Origin of the sequence: Agromyces sp. NPDC052230 (assembly GCF_040679595.1) — a bacterium.
GTDB lineage: Bacteria > Actinomycetota > Actinomycetes > Actinomycetales > Microbacteriaceae > Agromyces.
Genome location: NZ_JBFAVC010000002.1, coordinates 457,891 through 479,648 on the forward strand (window position 1 = coordinate 457,891; position 21,758 = coordinate 479,648).

A 21,758-nucleotide genomic window follows, 5' to 3' on the forward strand; every position below is an offset into this window, starting at 1 on the left:
CCGCGCAGAGAGGCCGTCAGTGCTCCTTCCGTTCCTCATCGTCGGAGGGGTCGGCCTCGTGCTGCTCCTCATCTCGCTCATCCTCGGTGACATCTTCGACCACTTCGAGGTCGGCGACGGGGCCATTTCGGGCACGGCGTTGTCAGTCGGACTGGTCGTGTTCGGCGCATCCGGAGCACTCACCGTCAGCAGCGGGCTCGACCTCATCTGGGCCTACGTGCTCTCGCTCGTGCTCGCCGTCGTCGCGTACGTGCTCAGCGTACTCATGGTGCGCAACCTCAGCCGCAGTTCCGACGGGGTGCCGCAGTCGGCGGTCGGGCTCACCGGGGTCGCGAGGTCGGATGTCTCCCCCGCGGGCGGTGAGGTCAGCCTCGACGGCCCCGCCGAGATCGAACGACGGCTCGCCTACTCCGACGCCCCCATCGCCGAGGGGTCGCGCGTCCGCGTCGTCGAGCACGTCGGCACGCGCGTCAAGGTCACCGCGGCCTGATTCGCGCGGCCACACGCACTGGCGCATCGCCGAGTACCTGCACGACCCGCACCTCCCCCGCCCCACCCCTCCGCCGAATGCCCTGAAAGGACCCCATGCTCTCCCCCGAACTCATCCAGGTGATCGCCGTCCTCGCGATCGCCGTGGCGCTCCTCGCGCTGCTCGTGTTCATCGCGCGCCGCATCCGCCGCGTGCCGCCCAACGAGGCACTCGTCATCGTCGGCCGCGGCGCCGGCCGACCCACGCCCGGCGAGGCCCCGATCGGCCAGCGCGTCGTGATCGGCGGTCGCACCTTCGTGTGGCCGATCCTGCAGCAGGGCTTCCCGATCTCGCTCGAGCAGCGCCAGATCGGCATCACCGTCGAGGGCGTCGACAAGAACCGCATCAAGATCGCGATCAAGGCGTCGATCAACTTCAAGGTGAGCGGCACCGAGGAGGGCGTGCGGCGTGCCGCGCAGCGATTCCTCTCGCAGCAGGGCGCCCTCACCGAGATCATCAAGGAGTCGCTCGAGGGGTCCCTGCGCTCGATCATCGGCGACATGACGATCGAGCAGATCATCTCCGACCGCAAGGGGCTCTCCGACCGGGTCGTCGCCGAGACGAAGACCGACCTCGTCGAGCAGGGTCTCCAGGTCGACCTGCTCAACATCTCCGACATCTCGACGCCGGGCAGCGATTACCTGGCGAACCTCGGTCGTGCCGAGGCGGCGCGCGCCCGACAGGTCGCCGAGGTCAGCGAGGCCGAGGCCGCACGGGCGAGTGAGTTCGCACGTATCGAGGCGGCGGAGCAGATCGCCGAGCGTCAGAAGGCGCTGAGCCTCAAGCAGGCGATCATCAAGGCCGAGACCGACCGGGCCAACGCCGAGGCGGAGGCCGCCGGCCAGCTCGCGAAGGCCGAGCAGGACAAGCTCGTGGCCGTGCAGGAGCGCGACGCCCTCTCGGAGCAGGCGCTCGTGACGCAGGAGCGCCTCGACATCGAGATCCGCAAGCCCGCAGAGGCCGAGGCGTACGCCGAGGTGCAGCGCGCCACCGCCAAGCGGGACGCGGCGAACGCGTCGACCGAGGCCGAGGCCTTCAAGCGCACGAAGATCGCCGAGGCGAACAAGGTGGCCGCCGTGCAAGACGCCGAGGCCGCCGCGACATCCGTGCGCTTCTCGGGTGAGGCCGAACGCGACCGCCAGGTGGCGCTCGCCGCCGGTATCCGTGCCGACGGCGAGGCGCGCGCTGCGGCCGTGCAGGCCCAGGGCCTCGCGGACGCCGCCGCGACCGACGCGAAGGCCGAGGCGCTGAAGAAGTACGGCGAGGCCGCCCTCGCCCAGGAGATCATCTCGCGCCTGCCCGAGATCGTGCGGGCCGCGGCAGAGCCGATCTCGAACATCAAGACCCTCACGGTGGTCTCGACCGACGGCGCGAGCGCCGTGACGAAGACCGTCGGGCAGGTGCTCGGCGAGGGCACCGAGGTCGTGAAGTCGCTCACCGGCCTCGACGTGGGCGCGATCCTCTCGGGGCTCGCGGCCGGCCAGCTCGTCAAGGCCGACGCGAAGCTCGACGCGGCGCGCGACTGACGCGACGATGGGCGACGGCTCTCGGGCCGTCGCCCATCATGCTGTGTCGACGAGGCGTCGGGTATCGTGCTCGAATGCCGACCGACCACCTCGCTGCTTCGACCGTTGAGCTCACCGAGAAGCTGATCGGCATCGATTCGGTGAACCCGGGTCTCGTTCCCGGTAGTGCAGGAGAGGCTCGTATCGCCGCGTATCTGGGTGACCGACTGGATGCCGCAGGATTCGTCGTTCGGTTGATCACGGCGGTATCCGATCCTTCGCGGGTCAGCGTGATCGCCGTTCGGGTCGGCTCCCGCCCGGGTCGTACCGTGGTGCTGAACGGGCACCTCGACACCGTCGGAGTCGAGGGAATGACTGACCCTTTCACTGCGCGCCTCACGTCTGACCGGCTGTACGGCCGCGGCGCCAGCGACATGAAGGGCGGGGTGGCGGGGCTCGTCGTGGCGGCGGAGCGACTTGCCGCCGCGGACGTGCCGGGCATGATCGTGGTGGCGCTGGTCGCCGACGAGGAGGACGGAAGTGTCGGCGCCGAGTCCGTCCTGCAGGATCTCACCGGACGCGACGTCGCAATGGACCTCTGCTTCATTGCGGAGCCGACCTGGCTCGACCTCGCGGGAGCACACCGCGGATTCGCGGTCGTTGATGTGAGCCTCAGGGGCAAGGCAGCCCATTCCTCGCAACCGGCCGAAGGCGTCGACACGATCGCCCCGCTCGGCGAACTCCTCGTCGGCATCGCGACGGCTGATCGGGCGATCGGCCGACGTCGGGGGCATCCGCTCCTCGGCCATGGGTCGATGATGGCGACCGTGGTTCGGGCCGGCACGGCCCCGTTCACCGTCGCGTCCCGTGCCGACGTCGTCGTGGAGCGCCGAACGTTGCCCGGCGAGTCGATGGCGGTGGTGCTCGACGAGGTACGCGAGATCGTCGACCCGATTGCTGCCAGTACCTCGGGGCTCGAGACATCCGTTCGACGCTCGACCGCTCGTGCAGCGTGGCAGGTCGATGACTCCGGCACGGCAGCCGAGTACAGTGGCCTTCTCGCCGACGCGCTCGCGACCGCCGGGTCGCACGAGCCGAAGGTGGTCGGCGCGCCGTACTGGGTGGAGTCCGCCCTGTGGCAAGCGGCGGGCGTGCCGACCGTGGTCTGCGGTCCCGCCGGCGGGGGTCTGCATGCTGTCGACGAGTGGGTCGATCTCGACCAGCTGCAACGGTTCCCCGTCGCGGTGGAGGCCGCAGTCAGCCGTTTCCTGAACCCGGCGTGACCGCGACTCGATCGCACTGTCGGCGAGATCTGTTCCGTGAGGAAGTAGACCGCGAAGCCGGACTACCGATCCACGAGGCCGTGGTGAGAACGGGCGACGCTTCCGACAACACCGGGTCGACGACTGGATGAAATCCGGTCGGAGCAGGGTGTTCCCGTGGGCGTCGATCCGTCATCACTCCGTAAGGACATCGCCATGGAGTCGGCGTCGTTCCGGCGATGGACTGGTGAGGCAGGCTGAACACGGCCTGCCCGGCCCTGGCCGGTGAGTCGGCCGGCCTCCGGCCGGTGGAAGGAACCTCTCATGCATGCTGGAATCTCTCAGATCACGCTCACGGCGGTCGCCGCGGCGGCCCTGGTCCTCGCGCCGGTATCGGCACAGGCCGTCGGAGCCGGCGGCGTCAGTGGGCCCGCCTTCTATGTCGATGGCGTGCTCTACCGCACGGCGGCCACTCCCAACGACCTGTCCGGTACCGACGCGCCCGAGCACTCCTTCGACGTGATCTACGACTTCGGCGGAGTGCAACGCAACGTGGCGACGGCTGCGCCCGGCGACGCCGACTACAACGGTGGGCGCTGGATGGTGCACGCACTCGACTTCCCCTCGGGATACGCCGCCGCGGTCGATGCCGGCGATGCGGACGGCAACGGCGTGCTCGACTCCGCTGCCGAGCTGATGACGGCGATGAACGCCGGCGCCGTGGTGGACGTGGGGATCGTCGCGTCGTTCACCTGCCCGGTGATCCCGTTGCACGACTGAACCCGGGAACGAGGACCACGATGCACGCACGAGCACACCGACCGGCACGACCCGTGGGCGTGATTGCGCTGCTCGTCGGCGCCCTCGCCCTCGCTGGCTGTGCGACGACGGATGCCTCCGGCACGAGCGCCGACCCCGCCGCGACCGCAGAGGCCGACGCGTCCACCCACGATGCGATGGTCGACGAGACCGAAACGCCCGAGGCATCCACCGATGATGAAGCCGCCGACGCTGACGGCGAAAACGCCGGGGGCGGGTACCTCGACTACGAGGACGGCGTGATCGAGGCGACGGCCGGCCCGAAGGCGCTGTTCTTCCACGCGAGCTGGTGCCCGAAGTGCCGTGCCCTCGACGAAGACCTCCGCGCGGAGGGCGCGCCGGCCGGGCTCACGGTGTTCAAGGTGGACTACGACTCGCGCACGGACCTGCGCCAGCGGTACGGCGTGACCTTGCAGACGACGATCGTGTTCGTCGACGACGCGGGCGAGATGATCACGAGCGTCGTCCTCTACGACGACCCGTCGGTCGAGTCGCTCGTCGCCGCGATCCCGTGACCGCCTCGCTCACCCTCGCGTTCGCGGCGGGTGTCCTCACCGTCGCCGCGCCGTGCGTGCTGCCGCTGCTGCCGGTGGTCGTCGGCGGGGCGATCGTTCGGGACGGCGACGAGCGTCGCGCGAAGTGGCGCCCGTACATCATCGCCGGCTCGCTCGCGGCATCCGTGGTGGCATTCACGTTGCTGCTCAAGGCGACGACCGCGCTGCTCGGCATCCCGCCGCACGTGTGGCAAGTGATCTCCGGCGGCATCGTGATCCTGCTTGGCGTCGACCTGCTGTTCCCGCGGCTGTGGGACCGCGTGTCGAGTGCGCTCGGCTTTGGCGCGCGCAGCGGCGCGATGCTCGATCGGTCCGTGCGGCGCCAGAGCGTGGGCGGCGACGTCCTCACCGGCGCGGCCCTCGGTCCGGTGTTCTCGAGCTGCAGCCCGACCTACGCGCTCATCGTCGCGGCGGTGCTGCCGGTGTCGTTCGCCGAAGGGGTCGCGTACGTCATCACCTATGCGATCGGCCTGGCCGGCATGCTGCTGCTCATCGCGCTGCTCGGACGGCGGCTGGTGCGCCGCCTGCGTTGGCTCGCGAATCCCGACGGCTGGTTCCGCCGGGCGATCGGAGTGGTCTTCATCGCGGTCGGGATCATCGTGATCACCGGCTTCGACAAGCAGCTGCAGACGTGGATCCTCGACGCGGGGCTGTACGATCCGATCGCAGACCTCGAGGAGGTGATCGGTGGCGGCTGACGCGGACCCGCTCCTCGACGGGCGGCTGGTGCTGCTCGTCGACGACGACCCCACGGTGCTCGAGGTGTGCCGCAGCTACCTCGAGCAGGCGGGCTTTCGCGTGCACGAGGCCGCCGACGCGTTCACAGCGCTCGACGCGGTCGACCGAGATCGTCCCGACCTGGTGGTGCTCGACCGCATGCTGCCGGGTGTCGACGGGATCGAGGTGTGCCGACGCATCCGTGCCGTCTCGCAGGTGCCCGTGATCATGCTCACCGCGCTCGGCGGCGAGGTCGACCGGATCGCCGGGCTCGAGGCCGGCGTCGACGACTACCTCGCCAAGCCGTTCTCGCCGCGGGAGCTGACCCTCCGGGTGGGCACGGTGCTGCGCCGGTCGCTCGCGGTCGAGGCAGCGGGCACGGCGCCGCCGGGGTCGGTCGCCGCGCTGATCGAGCGCGCCGGGCTGCGGATCGACACGACCGCACGCACGGTCGATCACGCGGGAACGCCCGTGTCGCTGACGGCACGCGAGTTCGACCTGCTCGCGTACTTGGCGCGACGGCCCGGGCGCGTGTTCTCGCGCGAGGAACTCCTCCGCGCCGTGTGGGGTTGGAGCCACGGAGATCTCTCGACCGTCACCGTGCACGTGCGACGTCTCCGCGAGAAGGTCGAGGCGGATGCCGCACATCCGCGCCTGCTCGTGACCGTGTGGGGGTACGGGTACCGGTTCGACGATCCCGAGGAGGCACCATGACGGGCGCCGACCTCATCCTCGTCATCGCCCTGTCGGCCGCCATCGCCGCCGCCGTCGGTGCGACGGCATGGATGGTGCTGAGATCGATCTCCCGAGCGCCGATCGTCGTGCACCTGATCACGATGGTGGTCGCCGCGGTCGCCGCGGTCGTCGGCGGCGTCCTCGTCGCCGCGCAGGCGATGTACCTCTCCGAGCACGACGCGCGCGTCACGATCGCGATCACCGTGACCAGCGGCACGGTCGCTGTGATCACGGCGTCGATCCTCGGATCGCTGATCTCACGATCGGCGCGGGCACTCACGGCCGCAGCGGAGGACCTCGGGCACGACGTGCCGGTGCAGAAACGGCCGCTCCCCGTCAAGGAGTTCCGCGACGTGCTCGACCAGCTCGCGGCATCCGACGCCCGGCTGCGCGCCGCCCGAGACGCGATCACACGACAGGAGCGCGCGCGGAACGACCTCGTGACGCGGATCGCGCACGACCTCCGCGTGCCGCTGGCCGGCATCCGCGCGCAGGCCGAAGCCCTGCAGGACGGCCTCGCGCCCGAGCCCGACCGCTACCTCGCTCAGATCACGGCGCAGGTCGAGCGGGTCGACGCGCTCGTCTCCGACCTCTTCGCAGTCTCTCAGATCGAGGCGGGCACGCTTGCGCCGCGGCGCGAACGCGTCTCCTTGGCCGACGTCGCCAGCGACGCCGCAGCCGACCTGCGAACGCTCGCCGACGCGGCGGGTATCCGACTCGATGTCACTGCGGCCGAACCGGGCGTCGTCGATGCCGATGCCGGCCAGCTCACTCGGGCCATCGCGAACCTGCTGGCCAACGCCTTGCAGCACGTCTCCCCCGGCGGGCACGTCCTCGTGACGGTCCGCGGCGACGGCGATCGGGTACGAGTCGCCGTCGAGGACGATGGTCCGGGCTTCGCGCCGGGCGAAGCGATGCACGCATTCGAGGCCGGATGGCGCGGGTCTGCGGCTCGCTCACCACACCGTGTCGACCTCACCGGCGGTGCCGGACTCGGACTGGCGATCGCACGCGGCATCGCCCGAGCACACGGTGGCGATGCGACCGCCGCCAACCGCTCGCAGGGCGGTGCCCGGGTCGAGATCGAGCTGCCGGCGACGACCGCCGCCGACTGACCGCCGCTTGCCAACCATCGATCGCTCGGCCGGCGCCATCCGAGACGCGCACAACCCGGGGGCACCAGTAGCCCCGACCAGTGATGACGACGGGCGCGACGAACGGATGCCACGGGCAGGCTCGATGCTGTCACCAGACCCACGAGGTCATCGAAAGGAAATCATCATGAGCACCATCATCGACAGCACCACCGCCATCCGGCCGTTCGCGGTCGAGTTCTCGCAGGAGCAGATCGACGACGCGCGCCGGCGAATCGCGGCGACGCGATTCCCGAGCCGGGAACTCGTCCAGGACCGCTCGCAGGGGGTGCAGCTCGCGACGCTGCAGGCGCTTGCGCGGTACTGGTCCGACGAGTACGACTGGCGCAGCGTCGAACAACGGTTGAACGCGCTGCCGCAGTTCACGACCGAGATCGACGGGGTCGAGATCCACTTCATCCACGTGCGGTCGCCGCATGAGAACGCGATGCCGCTGATCCTGACGCACGGCTGGCCGGGTTCGGTCATCGAGATGCTGGACACCATCGGCCCGCTGACCGACCCGACCGCGCACGGCGGCTCCGCCGAGGACGCATTCCACGTCGTGCTGCCGTCCCTGCCCGGCTACGGCTTCTCCAGCGAACCGACCGAGCTCGGCTGGGAGAACGGCCCCATCGCAAGCGCCTGGGGAAAGCTGATGGCACGCCTCGGATACACGCGCTACGTCGCCCAGGGCGGCGACGTCGGCGCCGCGGTCACCGATGCGATGGGCCGCCAGGGCCCCGACGGACTGGTCGGCATCCACATGAACCTGCTCGCCCTCGCGATCGGCGTCAAGGACATCCTCCCGGCGGAGTCGGAGTCGGAGCGTGCCGCGCACGCCGCCCTCGACACGTTCACCACCGACGGCTTCGGCTACTTCCTCGAGCAGTCCACCAGGCCGCAGACCATCGGCTACTCGCTGCTCGACTCGCCGATCGGCCTCGCCGCTTGGATGCTCGACCATGACACCGACAGCTACCTCAAGATCACCCGCGCGTTCGTCGACGGCGACCCCGTCGGCAACCTCACCCGGGATCAGATCCTGGACAACATCACGTTGTACTGGTTGACGGGCACGGGTGCGTCGGCCGCCCGCTGGTACTGGGAGTTCGGCCGGTTCCTGGCCGCGTCCCACGGCCACACCCCGCCGCCGGTGCAGGTCCCGGTCGCATTCTCGACCTTCCCGGGCGAGCTCTTCCCGTCCCCGCGCACCTGGGTCGAGACCGTCTACCCGACGACCACCTATTTCAACGAGGTCGAGCGCGGTGGTCACTTCGCGGCCTGGGAGGAGCCCGAGCTCTTCACGGCCGAGGTGCGGGCTGCCTTCAGGTCGTTGCGCTGATGTTCGCACTCCGAGCCTACGCACAGGGCGCGCCGGCACGACTCGCCTTCGAGGAGGCCCCCTCGCCCGACCTCGGGCCACGGGATGTCCTGGTCCGAGTTCACGCCAGCGGCGTGAGCCCGGCCGAGCTGGACTGGCCAGGGGTGTGGCTCGACCAGGACGCCGAGCCCCGCGTACTGCCGATCGTTCCTGGACGGGAGGTCGCGGGCGTCATCGAGGCGGTCGGCCCGGAGGCGACGGGCCTCGAGGTCGGGGACGAGGTCTTCGGGTACCTCGACGCCCATCGTGACGGAGCTGACGCGGAATACGTCGCCGTGCGGGCCGACGCCGGCGAACTCGCCCCGAAGCCCGAGTCGCTGACGTTCGCGGAAGCGGCGGCGGTCCCGCTGTCTGCCCTGACCGCGTGGCAGGCGCTCTTCGATCAGGGGGACCTGCAACCCGGTCAGCGAGTGCTCGTCCACGGCGGTGCCGGGGGCGTTGGGACGTTCGCGGTCCAGTTCGCCCGCTGGCGGGGCGCCCTCGTCGTGGCGACGAGCTCTGAGCGCGATCGTGCGTTCGTGAGCGGACTCGGCGCCGACGAGGTGATCGACTACCGCGGGACGCGCTTCGAGGACGTCGTAGCGGACGTGGATCTCGTCCTGGACACGGTCGGAGGTGACACGTGGTCGCGATCATGGGATGTGATCGGCCCGGGTGGGCGGCTCGTGTCGATCGCTGTCCCGCGTCCACCCGACCGCGACGATGGCGACGGGCGCCGGGCGATCTGGTTCGTCGTCCGGCCGGATGTCCGGCAGCTGGTGGAGATCGGCAGGCTGATGGACGCCGGGCTCGTCCGGTCGATCGTCTCGGACGTCCTGCCGCTCGCCAGGGGTGCAGAGGCCTATGGGCCCGGCGCCCTGCGGAGCGGGCCCGGCAAGGTGGTGCTGTCCGTGGCCGGCGGCTAGAAGGCGCCATGCCCGCGGACCTGCTCGCCGGGAGCCACGAGCTCCCGGCGAGCGACGCGCGCCGAGCAGACCTCGACGAGGCTAGCCGGCGACCGGTTCGTAGGTGGGGAGTGAGGTTCGCAGAGCTCTGCGGGAGTTGATCTGAAGCTTGAGGAAGACCTTCTTGAGATGCCACTCGACAGTGCGGGGACTCAGATAGAGCGTGGCACCGATCTCGGCGTTCGTCCTCCCGTCAGCTGCCAGTCGGGCCACATGCGCTTCCTGGGGCGTGAGCTCTTCGTGTTGCGCCTGAGAACGCTTGCGCACCGTCGCCCCGGTCGCGACCAGCTCATGCCGAGCGCGTTCCGCGAACCCTTCAGCACCCATGTCCGTGAACATCGAGTGCGCGGTCCGCAGTTGCTCGCGGGCGTCGACCCGCCGACCCTCGCGTCGAAGCCATTCGCCGTACACCAGATGCGTACGTGCCACCTCTGGACGCAGTCGCGTGGCACTGAGGCACTGGATTGCCTTGACGTAGTGCGGTTCGGCGTCGGCGACCTCGCTGAGCAGGGCGGTCGACCGCTCCGAGATGCCGACCGCCCACTCGGTGGCGCCCACGCTCGCGCTCGCCGTGACGCGCTCGAGCGATTCCGCAGCCCGGTGCGGTTGGCCGAGCCGCGCGGCTGCCTCGATGTGTTCAGCCGACGCGAAGATGGAGACGAACCAGTCGGGCCATGCATCCCACGCTCGTTCAGCGGCATCCAGCGCCTCGTCGTACCTCCTCAGGCCGTTCAGGAACATCGCGCCGGTCCATTGCGCCCACTGGAGTCCGAATCCCGACCCGCTCGCGCCCGCGTTTCGCCTGGCCTCCTCGAGCAGTGCGAAGCCCTCGGAATCACGACCACGAAGAGCCGCCAGCAACATCCCTCCGAATGGAGGAACTCGACTGCCGATCGCCTGATTCACCGCGGCTGCTTCAGCACACAGACGGAGGGCGGCTTCGAACTCGCCCGTCATTGCCATCGTGATCGCAGAACCGTTGAGTCCGAACGCGAGAGGCGTCAGCGCTCCCGCCTCTCGCGCCAGTTGCAACTGCCTCGTCGTGCTCCTGTTCCGGGTCTCGAAGTCCCAGAGCTCGAGCGCGGCACATGAGGCGATCACGCTCCATTGCATTCCTCGGTCGATCGGAAGGTCCTCCGCGAGAAACTCGCTGAGCGCGCGGCGCAGGATCGGTGCCGCCGCCTCGCGACCGTCGGTCATCAGCACGGACATCCCATGCAGGAGGAGATCGGTACCGTGCTGATCGACGCCGAAGGCTCGCCGGCTGCGCACGACGCGGGAGACCTCGCGCATGTCGGCACCGGCCCGGTCGCCCGCGAAGAGCGCCGCCCCCCATGCGTCGAGATAGGACTCGCGAGCAAGAACCCGGTCGAGCGGCTCCAGCCGCTCCGCCGCCGCGAGCAGGAGGGCAGGCGCCTCGTCGAGTGATCCCGACGCGGACGCGATCTGAGCACGCATCAGGTCGGCCCGAGCGTGGTGCAACTCGTCGAACGTGGATTCATCGGCCGTATGAAGCACGTGCAGTGCCGACTCGAATTCACCTGCGTGAAGGCTTGCCTGCGCTGCCGCGAGGGCGCGTTCTGCGCGCGCGGTGGAATCGCTCGTCAATTCGGCCGAGCGCTTGAGGAACGCAGCTGCTGCCGAGAGACCACCTCGGGCACGCGCTCGCCCCGCTGATCGCTCCAACTCCATGGCCACGGTCTCGTCTGGTCCGACGGTTGCTGCCGCGAGATGCCATGCACGTCGGTCGGGCTCGGCCCTCGGGTCGATCGACTCTGCGAGGGCAAGGTGTACGGCGCGCCGATGGTGCGGCGATGCTGCTCGGTAGACCGCGGAGCGCACGAGCGGGTGCCGGAACCGCACACCGCTGTCGACGGTGAGCAAGCCTTCGCCTTCCGTCGCGTCTGCCGCCGAGGCATCGATGCCGAGACGATCTGCCGCGCGCCAGAGCAGTAACGGATCGTCGCCCGGCTCGGCGGCGGCGAGGAGGAGCAGGAGCCGCGCCTCTCGGGAGAGTCCCTCCAGGCGAGCGAGGAAGGCATCCTCGATGCGCTCGGGAAGACCCCGATCGTCACGCAGCACGAAGGCACCCGGGAGTTGCGTCGAGGTCAGCCGCTGCGGCAGCTCCAGCAAGGCGAGCGGATTGCCCCGGGTCTCCGTGAGCAGGCGATCACGCACGCGGGATTCGAGTCGACCCGGGATGACCGTCCGGAGGAGAGCGTGAGCGTCGTCCTCCGCGAGACCCTCCAGTCGCAGTTCCGGCAGGCCGTCGAGTCCGCGATTCGAGGCCGGCTCGCGCACGGCGAACACCATGGCGATCGAATCCCCGAGCAGGCGTCTCGCGACGAAGGCGAGGGCCTGCGTTGAGGCGCTGTCGACCCACTGCGCATCATCAATGAGGCAGAGCATCGGCTGCTGCGCGGCTGCCTCCGAGAGGAGACTCAGCGCGGCGAGCGAGACGAGGAACGGGTCGGGAGTCTCCCCGTCGATCAGCCCCAGCGCGACGCTCAGCGCCACCTCCTGAGGTGCAGGAATCGAGCCCACTCGATCGAGGAACGGCCGGCAGAGCTGGTGCAAGGACGCGAACGGCAGCTGCATCTCCGACTGCACTCCGGCAATGCGGCGAAGCTGGAGGCCGGTGGCGTGGTCCGCGCAATGGCGCAGGAGGCTCGTCTTGCCCACCCCGGCTTCACCACGGATCACCAGAACCGCCCCGTGGCCGCCTCGTGCTTCGGCCAGGAGGTCGTCCAGCATGGTCTGCTCGTGCGCACGTCCGAGAAGGAGACGATCGTCGTGTCCGCCCATGCTGAGGCCTCCTTGCGAACCGGTCCTCACGATCTGAGGCCGCCGAACGGCCGGCGCCCGACGTTGCATCAGCTGTCGGCGCCGAGCCGGGGGCGGCGGCACTGAGTCAGGCGTGAGGAAGTCTCGCTTGGCTCGGAGTGTAATCCGCGGGCATGATCCGCCGCAATCAGGTCCGACGACCAGAGCGGCCGCTCAGCTACTCGAGTGCACAGGGTATCTGCACGCGGATGCTCGGTCCGCCGCCGAACTCCGACGCGGTCAGGTACACCGTGCTGATGAGACCACCGGCAGCACCCTCGGCGGCGATGCCGTTGTCGGGGCGATACACCGTGAGCGCACGCGACGACCAGTACCGGTCGACGATCTCGAAGAGCTCTTCGTCGGGCGTCGACGAGGCAGCGGTGGTCACCGCGACCTCCGACACGACGCCGGGAAAGCCGTCGGGATGCTCGCACCGACGGCGTTCGGGTGGATAGGTCGTGGCGATCGTGAGCCCGAGCTCCGCCGCGGTGCCCTCGACCAGCGCGAACCCTTCGGCCTCCGCGGTGGCGATGTTCGGGGCATGCAGTGACTCGTCGCGCTGCGGACCGGTGTAGTCGGCGACGCGAGCGGTGAGGATGTCGCGCGCGGATGCCGCGGCGTCGCCGGCTTCGATGACATACGCGTCTTCCCCGATTGTCAAGACGACGATCATGGCGCCCGGGACTGACACCCGGCCGAGCGCCGGATAGCCTGTGCGGTCGTCGAGCGGCTCGAACGCCCCGTCGAAATCGGGCTCGCGGAGCATCCTCTCCATCAGGTCGCCGGCTCCGGGAACGATGTAGAGCCGTCCGCCTTCGAGCGCGCACGCGACCACTCCCGCGCGCTCGACGATCAACCGTGAGAACTCGGGCAGCACGTCTTCGGGCATGGCGCCGGGTGGTGCAGTCGGTGCAGTACCGTCGCAATCGGCTTGGCCGGTGACCACCGGCCAGTCGAGTTGTTCAGGACCGGCCTCCGCGACCGACGCGAAGGCTGGTTCGGCGACCGCGGCGAGCCGGTCGAGCACGAGCTCGTCGTCGACCGCTGCGAATCGCGACACACTGTTGAACGCGGGCCACTGCAGCCTCACCTGCATCCACACGCCCTCGACCGAAGCGGCGACCACGCACTCGAATGCCCAGGCCCGGCATGCCGCCACCGCGTCGTAGCCCCCGATCGACGTCGACGAGGCGATCGGCTCGCCGTCGGCGTCTCGCACATTCACGGCATCACCGTCGTGCGGAAGCGCCTCGATCGAGAGGTAGCCCCAATCGCTCGTGAAGTCGACGGCGGGTGCGCCGGCGTTCCATGAACAGCGGAGTCCGCCGGCGGCCGGCAGGAGCATCAGGAACGGGTCGAACTCCAGCGGGGGCATCGCCGGTATAGGGCTGGGCTCCACGCCGGCGACGTCGGTGAGTGCGGCGGCGACGAGGTCGTCGGAGGGCGCGAGCTCGTCGCAGCCCAACAGGGCGGCATCTGCCTCTTGACCCTCCGTGCTGCTCGCGCAGCCCGAGAGCAGCAACAGCAGGGCAAGGGCGGCGGTCACGCTTCGTCGGGTCCCGGTCGGCACGAGACGACCGTATGGGGTGGTGCGGCTCGCACACAATGCGGGCCGGCCTTCACAAGCACGTCGAAGGGGTCGACGGCATGTCCGTCGACCCCTTCAGCGCGAGCGATCAGGCTGCGGCGTACTTCTCCGGGTCGGCGTCGAAGAGCGGGCCGCAGGCGGCGCAGCAGAACCAGTAGCGCTCTCCGTCGTGGTCCCGGTAGAGACCGGCCTCCTCGGCGTCGGCCTTGACCACCACACTGCCGGGCATCACCCGGCATTCGGCGAGCTCGTCGGGTCCGCGGAGCAGGTCGGTCGCGTCGGCGGGCTTCGCGGCGTGGCTGTGGCCGTGGGCGTGGCCGTGGCCGGGGGTGGAGGAGTGTGCATTCATGAGGGTGTCCTTTCCGTTCGCGTGCATCACGCGTGTTCGAGTTCCCGCGCCGATGCGGTCGCGGTGGGGTTGGCGCCGCTGGCGCCGGCTGTCCGCGAGCGGAAGGTGCGCAGGCGGAGGCTGTTGCTGACGACGAAGACGCTGGAGAACACCATCGCTGCGCCGGCGAGCATGGGATTCAGCAGACCGAATGCGGCCAGCGGGATTGCGGCCACGTTGTAGGCGAACGCCCAGAACAGGTTGACCTTGATGGTCCCGAGGGTCCTGCGCGAAAGCCGGATGGCGTCGGCCACCGCTCGGAGGTCGCCACGGACGAGGGTGATGTCGGCCGCTTCGATCGCGACATCCGTACCGGTGCCCATGGCCAGGCCGAGATCGGCCTGGGCGAGGGCCGCGGCATCGTTCACGCCGTCGCCGACCATTGCGACGACCTTGCCCTTCCCCTGCAGTTCGCGGACGATGCGGACCTTCTCCGCGGGCAGGACGTCGGCGATGACCTCGTCGATGCCGACCTCGTCGGCGACGTGGCGGGCGACGGTGGCGTTGTCTCCGGTCAGCAGCACGGGAGTGAGGCCGAGCCGGCGAAGCTCCGCGATCGCCTCGCGGCTGGAGTCCTTGACCCGGTCGGCGACGACGAGCACGCCGCGGGCTGCGCCGTCCCACGCGACGACTACCGCGGTCTGGCCGGCGGCTTCCGCGGCCAGCTTCGCGGCGCGCAGATCGTCGGGCACCGGAATGGCCCAGTCGCCGAGCAGCGATTCCCTGCCGACGACGGCGAGGTGCCCGTCGACGATGCCGTGCACGCCGCGCCCCTCGTCGTTCTCGAACGATTCCAGCGCGGGGAGATCGCCGACGCGGGCGGTCGCACCGACGGCGATGGCCCGGGCGATCGGATGCTCCGAGGCATCCTCGAGCGCGCCCGCGATCCGGAGCACGTCCGTCTCGGACTCCCCCGCGGCCGTGTGCACGGCGAGCAGCGTCATCCGACCGGTGGTCACGGTGCCGGTCTTGTCGAGCACCACGGTGTCGACCTTGCGGGTCGACTCCAGCACCTCGGGGCCCTTGATCAGGATGCCGAGCTGCGCGCCGCGACCGGTTCCGACCAGGAGCGCGGTCGGCGTGGCAAGGCCGAGTGCGCACGGGCATGCGATGATCAGCACCGCGACGGCGGCCGTGAACGCAGCGGCCACCGGGAACCCCGCGCCGATCCATACGCCGAGCGTGGCGATGGTGATCGCGAGGACGACCGGCACGAACACACCGGAGATCCGGTCGGCGAGACGTTGCACCTGCGCCTTGCCCGACTGGGCGTCTTCGACGAGCTTGGCCATCTGCGCGAGCTGCGTCTCGGACCCGACACGGGTGGCGCGCACCACGAGCCGGCCACCCGCGTTGACGGTGGCGCCGACGACCGCGTCACCGACCGCCACTTCGACGGGCACGGATTCGCCGGTCAGCATGGACTGGTCGATGGCGCTGCGGCCATCGACGATCACGCCGTCGGTAGCGATCTTCTCGCCCGGGCGCACGACGAACTCGTCGCCGGCGGTGAGCCGGTCGATGGGAATCCGCTGCTCGCGCCCGTCCGTGAGCACCGCGACGTCCTTGGCGCCGAGCTCGAGCAGGGCCCGCAGTGCGGCTCCGGCGGCGCGCTTGGATCGCTTCTCGAAGTAGCGGCCGGCGAGGACGAACATGGTCACTCCGGCGGCGACCTCCAGGTAGATGTTGGCTGCACCATCCGAGGGCGCGACGGTCAGCTCGAACGGGTGCGTCATGCCCGGCAGTCCGGCTGTTCCGAGGAACAGTGCGTAGACCGACCACAACAGGGCGGCCGAGGTGCCGACCGAGACGAGGGTGTCCATCGTGGCGGCTCCGTGGCGCAGGTTCACCCAGGCGGCACGGTGGAACGGCCACGCCGCCCACACGATCACCGGTGCGGCCAGGACGAGTGACAGCCACTGCCAGTACGGGAACTGCAGGATCGGGATCATCGCCATCAGGATGACCGGGACCGACAGCACGACTGAACCGGTCAGCCGCTGCCGGAGCGACCGCAACTCCCCATCCTCTGCCCGGTCGGCGGCGGAGGTGGGTTCGGCGTTCGTCAGTGCAGGCAGCTCCGCCGTGTAGCCGGTCTTCTCGACCTCCGCGATCACCTCGGCCGTGCTCACCCCGGCCGGCAGCTCGACGCGGGCCTTCTCCGTGGCGTAGTTGACCGTCGCGGTGACGCCGTCCAGCTTGTTCAGCTTGCGCTCGATCCGCATCGCACAGGAGGCGCAGGTCATCCCGCCGATCTCGAGCTCGATGACACCGGTTGGCGGTGGATCCTGCGTGGTTCTCGCATTCATCGGACGTTCCTTTCTTCGTTGTCGGATGTCAGTGCTCGCCGCCGTGCGCGCCGGTATCGGAGTGCGACCCCGACGTGGGTTCTGAAGACGTGGCGGCGTCGACAGCGAAGGACGCGGTGTAGACCTGTCCGTCAACCTGGAAGTCGAGGTAGAGGAAGTACCCGCCCGCCGTCGGCGGGGCCGCGCCGAAGCGGATGTCGGGTCCGAGATCGGTCGCGCCGGACTTCTCGGCCTCGTCGAGCGGGTGCACGTGCAGGTAGCCGAGGTCACCGGCTCGCAGCATGACCAGGTGGCCTGCCGCGCCCAGATAGGGCTGGATGTCCGTGACCGGCTCGCCGTCACGGCGCACCGTGAAGACGAGTTCCGTCTCCGTGCCCGCGTCGAGGTCGCCCGCGAGCTCGACCGTGAACGGTCCGGCCTCTGCGACGCGGTCGCCGGATGCCGCCACCTCCCCCGCATGTACGTGCCCGTTCACCTGGGCGGTGTTGGTGAGCGTCACGGTTCGGTCGTGACCGGTGGGACGGAAGTCCGCGAAGAGCCGGTGGGCGCCCGCCGCCGACCACGTCCAGGGGATGCTCCAGGTGCCGTCCGGGTCCAGTTCCGGGTGCACGTGCCGGAAGGAGCTGCCGTCGGCGCGCACCGCGATCAGGTGCAGCTGCTTCTCGTGCGTGACGTCGAACTCGGTCACCGGCTCCCCGTCGGTGCCGAGGATCCGGAATCGCAGCTCGCCCGGCTCATCCGTTCCTGCCGGCGCGGTGAGATCGGCGAATCGGTATCCGTCCGCCTCGATCGACAACCCAGGCACTTCGGCCGGGGTGGGCTTCTCGCCAGTCATCTCGTGCTCCCCTCCCTCGTGGTCGCCCTGCTCGCTCTGCTCGGCCCAGGCGCTGACGGCGCTCGGCGACACCACGATCGGACCAACCGCCACGGCCACGCCGAACACCGCGACAAGACCCGCTCCGAACAGACCAAGACGGAGCGGGGTACTCATCTCACCGGCGCTGCGCGACATAGCCGGCCTCCTCGACGGCCGCAAGGACCGCGCGATCGTCGAGCTCCACCTCGGAGCTGATGACGAGACGGCCGGTCACGGCCGACACGTCCACCGTCTGCACACCGGGTAGTTCGGAAACTTCCTCGCGCACGGACAGCTCGCAGTGCCCGCACGTCATTCCGGTCACCTGGTACTCGAACACGCTCATCGCTTCATCCTTTCGATACGGGGGTGGGGTATTAGTATGGTGCCAACCATATATCCCTGTGGGGTATTCCGCATCTGGAGGTTCGCATGAAGTCGCATCACGTCCTCATCGTCGGGGCCGGCGCCGCGGGCTGGTCCGCGGCAGACACGCTGGCGCGTTCCGGCTGGCCGGGGCCGGTGACGATCGCCGACCCGCAGGGGCCGATGAACCGGACGCTCGTGAACAAGGGCGTGCTGACCGGGTTGCTGACGCCCGAGCAGATCACCCGCGAGGCGCCGGCGGGCGCCGAGCTGGTGCGCGAGGAGGTATCCGCGATCGAGGATGACGGAACCGTGCGATTCCGTTCCGGGGGTCACATCAGGCCGGCGGCCGTGCTGCTCGCCTCGGGGAGCACCCCCCGGCACTACTCGACAGAGGCCGACATGGATCGCGTCGGCGCGGTCGAGCGGCTCACGCCTCTCCACTCGATCCAGGACGCCGAGCGGGTGCGCCACCTGCTGCCGTCGAGCGGTGGCCGGGTCGTGATCCTCGGCGCCGGCCTCGTCGGCTCCGAGACTGCGTCGTTGCTCACGGAAGCGGGAGCCGACGTGACCCTCGTGTCCCGCTCGCCGATCCCCCTGCGTCGCGAACTCGGCCCGGTCGTGGCGTCGGCCCTCCTCGACGTACACGACGCTCGTCTCCGCACACGCTTCGGCCATCCCGTGAGCCACGTCATCGCCGGGTCCGAGTCCGTGGTCATCGAACTGGAGGACGGGGAACGCCTCGAAGCACACGCGGCGCTCGTCGCCCACGGCACCGTCGCCCGTCGACCCGTTCTCGTCGGATCACGCGAGGGAAGCATCGCCGTCGACGGTCGGCTGCGATCCGGGCAGCGCGATGTGTACGCCGCCGGCGGCGTCGCAGCCGTCCGCGCCGGCGGCGCGTCGGTGCGGGTCGATCACTGGGAGGATGCGGCCGCTCAGGGTGCGCATGCAGCACGCTCGATTATCCACGACCTGCTCGGCGGTCCGGATCCCGGCGAGTACCGGTTCGCCGCGAGCTACTCCAGCCGGATCCATGGCTCGACGCTCACGGCGTGGGGTGTCGCGTTCCCAGGGGGTCGCTGGACCCAGCCGATCGACGGAACCGTCGTCGCCGTCGGCACCCACGAGAGCCACACGACAGCGGTCGTCGGGGTCGACGACGCCAAGTCCGTCCGCAGCATCGCCGCGGAGATCATGGCAGCCCGGCAGCTCAACAGCGCTTCGTAGGGTTGTAGGCGGCGGGCCCCCCGTCGTCGGATGACCGGCGGTACGGTTCAGGACCTCGGGCTCGCGCGGCGCTCCAGGGCTTCGATGACGGTCTCGGCGATGTCGATGTCGTAGAGCCTCTCGACGCTCTGGAACCCGCCGGGACTCTCCGCGTTGATCTCCACCACCTGGCTGCCGATCACGTCGATGCCCACGAGGAACATGCCATCGGCGACGAGCTTGTCGCCCATCGCCTCGACGATGCCGAGCTCGGCTGCACCGACCTCGAGGGGCACCGACCGACCGCCGGTGCTGATGTTGGCGCGCGGGTCGTTGCCGGTGGGCACGCGTCGGAAGGCGGCCGGCCTGCCGTCGCGCTCGAGGATGCGGCCCTCCAGCAGGAAGATCCGGGCATCGCCCTCCCTGGCTCCGTCGATGAACTCCTGGATGATGGCGTAACCGTCCTGCAGGACCGCCTCCGTCATCTGCGCGAGGTTGGTCTCTCCCGGGCCTTCGATCATGAAGACGTTGCGGCCCTTGGCCCCGTACAGCGGTTTCAGGACGCAGTGGCCGACTTCCTCGACGAACCGCTCGATCGACTCCGGATTCCGTGTCACCAGCGACCGTGGTCGAACCTTCTCGGGAAACTCCTCCAGGTAGAGCTTGCTGGTCGCTCGATGGAGGGTGTTCGGGTCGTTGACCACCGTCACCCCTCGGTCCGCGAGCATCTGTCCGAACACCACGCCCATCGGGCTTGCCCACGGGCGCTCCTGCAGGTCGTCGATCGACTCGTTGCGCAGGACGAGCGCATCCAGGTCGTCCATGACGATCCGCTCGGGATCGCGCGCCTTGATCCCCTCCATGAAGCTCGCGAGGGTGTCGTCGCGCTTCCACCTCGCGGCGCGAGCCATGGCCGCGAACGTCCCATCGCTGCTGCCGTGCTCGAGGTCCCCGACGCCGACATACCAGGTCTCGTGCCCGCCCCTGGCTGCGGCCCTGGCGAGTCGGGTGGTCGCGTACTCGTCCACCTCGGTGTCGACGTCGTTGACGAGAAATGCGAGCCTCATGCCGCCACGTCTCCTTCGTAGAGGTCGGTGACCGTCGCGCCCGCGCGCAGCCTCTCCAGACGCTCTTGTGCACCGGGCACGTCCAGCCAGCGCGGGCGAACCCACGGCGCGTGGAGCACCTCGCGGTCGAGCAGGTCCTGCACCAGGGGGATGTGGTCCAACGCGAGCTTGCCGACGAGCAGGACGTCGAGGCGGCTGCCCTCGGCGAGGGCGTCGAGGATGCGCGTGATCCCGCGCAGGTAGATCGCGTCCTTCACCCAACCGCCCCCGACGACGACCCGGATGGCGATGGACCACGCGGTCCGTGCCGGTATGCGGTGGTCGGCGCGCAGCGACTCGAAGATGTCCAGGAAGCCGGCGCCGTCGAGCATCTTGCCGACCGCGACCACTCGCGCCGCGAGCACGCGCAGCCGCCGCGGGTCCAACCCGCCGGTCAGGTACTCGGCGAGCACGGCGAGGCCCTCCTGGGTCTCGTCGTAACCGGGCAGACCGATGGTCAGCAGCGTCAGTGGCTGCCGGGCACCATTCTGGTAGGTGACCACGTGGGTGCCGACCTCGTGGTGCAGCAACGGCTCGACCCGGTCGGCCCGGAAGGCGGCGGACTCCGGGATGAGCAGGCGGCCGAACGACACCATCAGCTCGGAGATGTCGTCCCGTACCTCGACGCGGACCGGGAAGTCCGGGTACACGGCGCGGTAGCGCTCGAACTCCGCACGGGCCGCCTCGGCGAACGCCCCGGCCGTGACGGTCTGGCTGCTGGGCGCCTGCGGGGGGATGGTCTCGAGCAACTCCTCCGCCGCCGCCGCCAGCGGAGGGGCCACCGTTCCGTAGAGCTGGAGTGACCCGTAGAGGAACCGTGACGTGTCGCGGTCCTCCAACGCGGTGATCTCCCGCGCGATCTCGTCCCTCTTCGCCCGGAAGAGCGTGTGCAGCGCCGGGTCGTCCACGTTCTCGACCTCGAGGTCGTACAGGTCACGCTGCGCCAGGTCCGGGTCGAAGTCCAACGGCCGCAGCCGCAGCGTGGGGGCCGTGCCGAAGTCACTGCGTTCGAAGTCGGCCCACGCCTCCGCCGCGTTGAGTGGCGTGACGTTGACGAGCAGGTTCACGCGGCGCTCGATCTCGGTGAGCCGGGCGTCGATGTCGAGTGCGGGCGCCAGCCGCTCGGTCGGTGACGACATCTCACGAGCATGCTCGTCCTCAGGCGAGCCAGGATCGCCAGGGCGAGTGGTCGCATCCTCTGCGATGTCGATGCGGGTGACACCAGCCTGCTCAGTCACCTCGATCTGCGCTGGCAGATCCTCCGGGTTCACGATCTCACCGCTCCGGTCGGGCCGATCTGCGCGGTCACTCATCGTCGTCCCCCGGGCTCTGGGTCCCACCTGACGCAGTATCGATCGCGACGGTCTCGTCTTCGATATGGGTCTCCGCGGGAAGGGTGACGTTGTCGCTCAACGTCCGACTGTCATCGCGCTTCCCCCCTGCGTCGTCAGTCGTCCGCGACGGGGTCATCTCAGGATCTGACATGGTGGCTCCGTTCACTCGATGATCCGACCGTAGGCGTGCCGCC

General features: G+C 69.7%; 19 protein-coding genes. 11 read left to right on the plus strand and 8 right to left on the minus strand.

Translation table 11 applies throughout. The annotated features are described in order from the left end of the window. Positions 1–19: 19 nt before the first annotated feature. The 10 genes from AB0K73_RS07400 to AB0K73_RS07445 all read left to right on the plus strand — a co-directional run bounded on the left by AB0K73_RS07400 (position 20) and on the right by AB0K73_RS07445 (position 9,543). Positions 20–490, plus strand: coding sequence for an NfeD family protein (locus AB0K73_RS07400; RefSeq protein WP_360512176.1), 471 nt, complete (start codon positions 20–22; stop codon positions 488–490). Between the two features lie 95 nt (positions 491–585). Continuing rightward, positions 586–2,055, plus strand: coding sequence for an SPFH domain-containing protein (locus AB0K73_RS07405; RefSeq protein ID WP_360512178.1), 1,470 nt, complete (start codon positions 586–588; stop codon positions 2,053–2,055). 74 nt (positions 2,056–2,129) lie between these two features. Further along, the gene (locus AB0K73_RS07410) at positions 2,130–3,317 is read left to right on the plus strand and encodes a M20/M25/M40 family metallo-hydrolase (RefSeq protein ID WP_360512180.1); all 1,188 of its coding nucleotides are present in this window, start codon (positions 2,130–2,132) and stop codon (positions 3,315–3,317) included. A gap of 303 nt (positions 3,318–3,620) precedes the next feature. Then, entirely contained in the window at positions 3,621–4,076 is a 456-nt protein-coding gene (locus AB0K73_RS07415) for a hypothetical protein (protein ID WP_360512182.1), read from the plus strand. Between the two features lie 20 nt (positions 4,077–4,096). Then, positions 4,097–4,630, plus strand: a complete 534-nt coding sequence (locus AB0K73_RS07420; protein ID WP_360512184.1) for a thioredoxin family protein — start codon at positions 4,097–4,099, stop codon at positions 4,628–4,630. Then, positions 4,627–5,367 carry a cytochrome c biogenesis protein CcdA gene (locus tag AB0K73_RS07425; RefSeq protein WP_360512186.1) on the plus strand — a complete coding sequence of 247 codons (741 nt, stop codon included), beginning with the start codon at positions 4,627–4,629 and terminating at the stop codon, positions 5,365–5,367. The genes AB0K73_RS07420 and AB0K73_RS07425 overlap by 4 nt, the downstream gene beginning before the upstream one ends. Next, complete coding sequence (locus AB0K73_RS07430) at positions 5,357–6,100, plus strand: response regulator transcription factor (protein ID WP_360512188.1); 744 nt, start codon at positions 5,357–5,359, stop codon at positions 6,098–6,100. Before AB0K73_RS07425 ends, AB0K73_RS07430 begins: the two co-directional genes overlap by 11 nt. Beyond that, positions 6,097–7,236 (plus strand): HAMP domain-containing sensor histidine kinase, encoded by a 1,140-nt coding sequence (locus tag AB0K73_RS07435; RefSeq protein ID WP_360512190.1) that lies wholly within the window; start codon positions 6,097–6,099, stop codon positions 7,234–7,236. The genes AB0K73_RS07430 and AB0K73_RS07435 overlap by 4 nt, the downstream gene beginning before the upstream one ends. A gap of 166 nt (positions 7,237–7,402) precedes the next feature. Continuing rightward, positions 7,403–8,599, plus strand: coding sequence for an epoxide hydrolase family protein (locus AB0K73_RS07440; RefSeq protein WP_360512192.1), 1,197 nt, complete (start codon positions 7,403–7,405; stop codon positions 8,597–8,599). Then, positions 8,599–9,543: an NADP-dependent oxidoreductase gene (locus AB0K73_RS07445; protein WP_360512194.1), complete on the plus strand. Its 945-nt coding sequence runs from the start codon at positions 8,599–8,601 to the stop codon at positions 9,541–9,543. Before AB0K73_RS07440 ends, AB0K73_RS07445 begins: the two co-directional genes overlap by 1 nt. An 81-nt stretch (positions 9,544–9,624) precedes the next feature. Here the strand turns inward: AB0K73_RS07445 and AB0K73_RS07450 are convergent, their stop codons facing one another. The 6 genes from AB0K73_RS07450 to AB0K73_RS07475 all read right to left on the minus strand — a co-directional run bounded on the left by AB0K73_RS07450 (position 9,625) and on the right by AB0K73_RS07475 (position 17,895). Next, complete coding sequence (locus AB0K73_RS07450; protein ID WP_360512196.1) at positions 9,625–12,387, minus strand: AAA family ATPase; 2,763 nt, start codon at positions 12,385–12,387, stop codon at positions 9,625–9,627. A 196-nt stretch (positions 12,388–12,583) separates the two neighbouring features. After that, positions 12,584–13,978 carry a hypothetical protein gene (locus AB0K73_RS07455; RefSeq protein WP_360512198.1) on the minus strand — a complete coding sequence of 465 codons (1,395 nt, stop codon included), beginning with the start codon at positions 13,976–13,978 and terminating at the stop codon, positions 12,584–12,586. Between the two features lie 106 nt (positions 13,979–14,084). Continuing rightward, entirely contained in the window at positions 14,085–14,345 is a 261-nt protein-coding gene (locus tag AB0K73_RS07460; RefSeq protein WP_360512200.1) for a YHS domain-containing protein, read from the minus strand. A 26-nt stretch (positions 14,346–14,371) separates the two neighbouring features. After that, positions 14,372–16,693: a heavy metal translocating P-type ATPase gene (locus AB0K73_RS07465; RefSeq protein WP_360512202.1), complete on the minus strand. Its 2,322-nt coding sequence runs from the start codon at positions 16,691–16,693 to the stop codon at positions 14,372–14,374. A gap of 28 nt (positions 16,694–16,721) precedes the next feature. Then, positions 16,722–17,705 carry a heavy-metal-associated domain-containing protein gene (locus AB0K73_RS07470; RefSeq protein WP_360512205.1) on the minus strand — a complete coding sequence of 328 codons (984 nt, stop codon included), beginning with the start codon at positions 17,703–17,705 and terminating at the stop codon, positions 16,722–16,724. Next, complete coding sequence (locus AB0K73_RS07475) at positions 17,686–17,895, minus strand: heavy metal-associated domain-containing protein (protein WP_360512207.1); 210 nt, start codon at positions 17,893–17,895, stop codon at positions 17,686–17,688. The genes AB0K73_RS07470 and AB0K73_RS07475 overlap by 20 nt, the downstream gene beginning before the upstream one ends. 86 nt (positions 17,896–17,981) lie before the next feature. Between AB0K73_RS07475 and AB0K73_RS07480 the strand changes: the two genes are divergently transcribed. Beyond that, positions 17,982–19,145, plus strand: coding sequence for an FAD-dependent oxidoreductase (locus AB0K73_RS07480; RefSeq protein WP_360512209.1), 1,164 nt, complete (start codon positions 17,982–17,984; stop codon positions 19,143–19,145). Between the two features lie 47 nt (positions 19,146–19,192). Here AB0K73_RS07480 and AB0K73_RS07485 read toward each other — a convergent pair whose 3' ends face one another. Further along, positions 19,193–20,191, minus strand: a complete 999-nt coding sequence (locus AB0K73_RS07485; protein ID WP_360512211.1) for a glutathione synthase — start codon at positions 20,189–20,191, stop codon at positions 19,193–19,195. Beyond that, positions 20,188–21,369: a tyrosine/phenylalanine carboxypeptidase domain-containing protein gene (locus tag AB0K73_RS07490; protein WP_360512213.1), complete on the minus strand. Its 1,182-nt coding sequence runs from the start codon at positions 21,367–21,369 to the stop codon at positions 20,188–20,190. Before AB0K73_RS07490 ends, AB0K73_RS07485 begins: the two co-directional genes overlap by 4 nt. Positions 21,370–21,758: the final 389 nt, after the last annotated feature.

What these genes read in the sequence shown, in the direction of transcription:
- AB0K73_RS07405 (WP_360512178.1), top strand. Translation starts at nt 586, where the DNA reads ATGCTCTCCCCCGAACTCATCCAGGTGATCGCCGTCCTCGCGATCGCC.
- AB0K73_RS07410 (WP_360512180.1), top strand. Translation starts at nt 2,130, where the DNA reads ATGCCGACCGACCACCTCGCTGCTTCGACCGTTGAGCTCACCGAGAAG.
- AB0K73_RS07415 (WP_360512182.1), top strand. Translation starts at nt 3,621, where the DNA reads ATGCATGCTGGAATCTCTCAGATCACGCTCACGGCGGTCGCCGCGGCG.
- AB0K73_RS07420 (WP_360512184.1), top strand. Translation starts at nt 4,097, where the DNA reads ATGCACGCACGAGCACACCGACCGGCACGACCCGTGGGCGTGATTGCG.
- AB0K73_RS07435 (WP_360512190.1), top strand. Translation starts at nt 6,097, where the DNA reads ATGACGGGCGCCGACCTCATCCTCGTCATCGCCCTGTCGGCCGCCATC.
- AB0K73_RS07440 (WP_360512192.1), top strand. Translation starts at nt 7,403, where the DNA reads ATGAGCACCATCATCGACAGCACCACCGCCATCCGGCCGTTCGCGGTC.
- AB0K73_RS07445 (WP_360512194.1), top strand. Translation starts at nt 8,599, where the DNA reads ATGTTCGCACTCCGAGCCTACGCACAGGGCGCGCCGGCACGACTCGCC.
- AB0K73_RS07450 (WP_360512196.1), bottom strand. Translation starts at nt 12,387, where the DNA reads ATGGGCGGACACGACGATCGTCTCCTTCTCGGACGTGCGCACGAGCAG.
- AB0K73_RS07460 (WP_360512200.1), bottom strand. Translation starts at nt 14,345, where the DNA reads ATGAATGCACACTCCTCCACCCCCGGCCACGGCCACGCCCACGGCCAC.
- AB0K73_RS07465 (WP_360512202.1), bottom strand. Translation starts at nt 16,693, where the DNA reads ATGAATGCGAGAACCACGCAGGATCCACCGCCAACCGGTGTCATCGAG.
- AB0K73_RS07470 (WP_360512205.1), bottom strand. Translation starts at nt 17,705, where the DNA reads ATGTCGCGCAGCGCCGGTGAGATGAGTACCCCGCTCCGTCTTGGTCTG.
- AB0K73_RS07475 (WP_360512207.1), bottom strand. Translation starts at nt 17,895, where the DNA reads ATGAGCGTGTTCGAGTACCAGGTGACCGGAATGACGTGCGGGCACTGC.
- AB0K73_RS07480 (WP_360512209.1), top strand. Translation starts at nt 17,982, where the DNA reads ATGAAGTCGCATCACGTCCTCATCGTCGGGGCCGGCGCCGCGGGCTGG.
- AB0K73_RS07485 (WP_360512211.1), bottom strand. Translation starts at nt 20,191, where the DNA reads ATGAGGCTCGCATTTCTCGTCAACGACGTCGACACCGAGGTGGACGAG.
- AB0K73_RS07490 (WP_360512213.1), bottom strand. Translation starts at nt 21,369, where the DNA reads ATGTCGTCACCGACCGAGCGGCTGGCGCCCGCACTCGACATCGACGCC.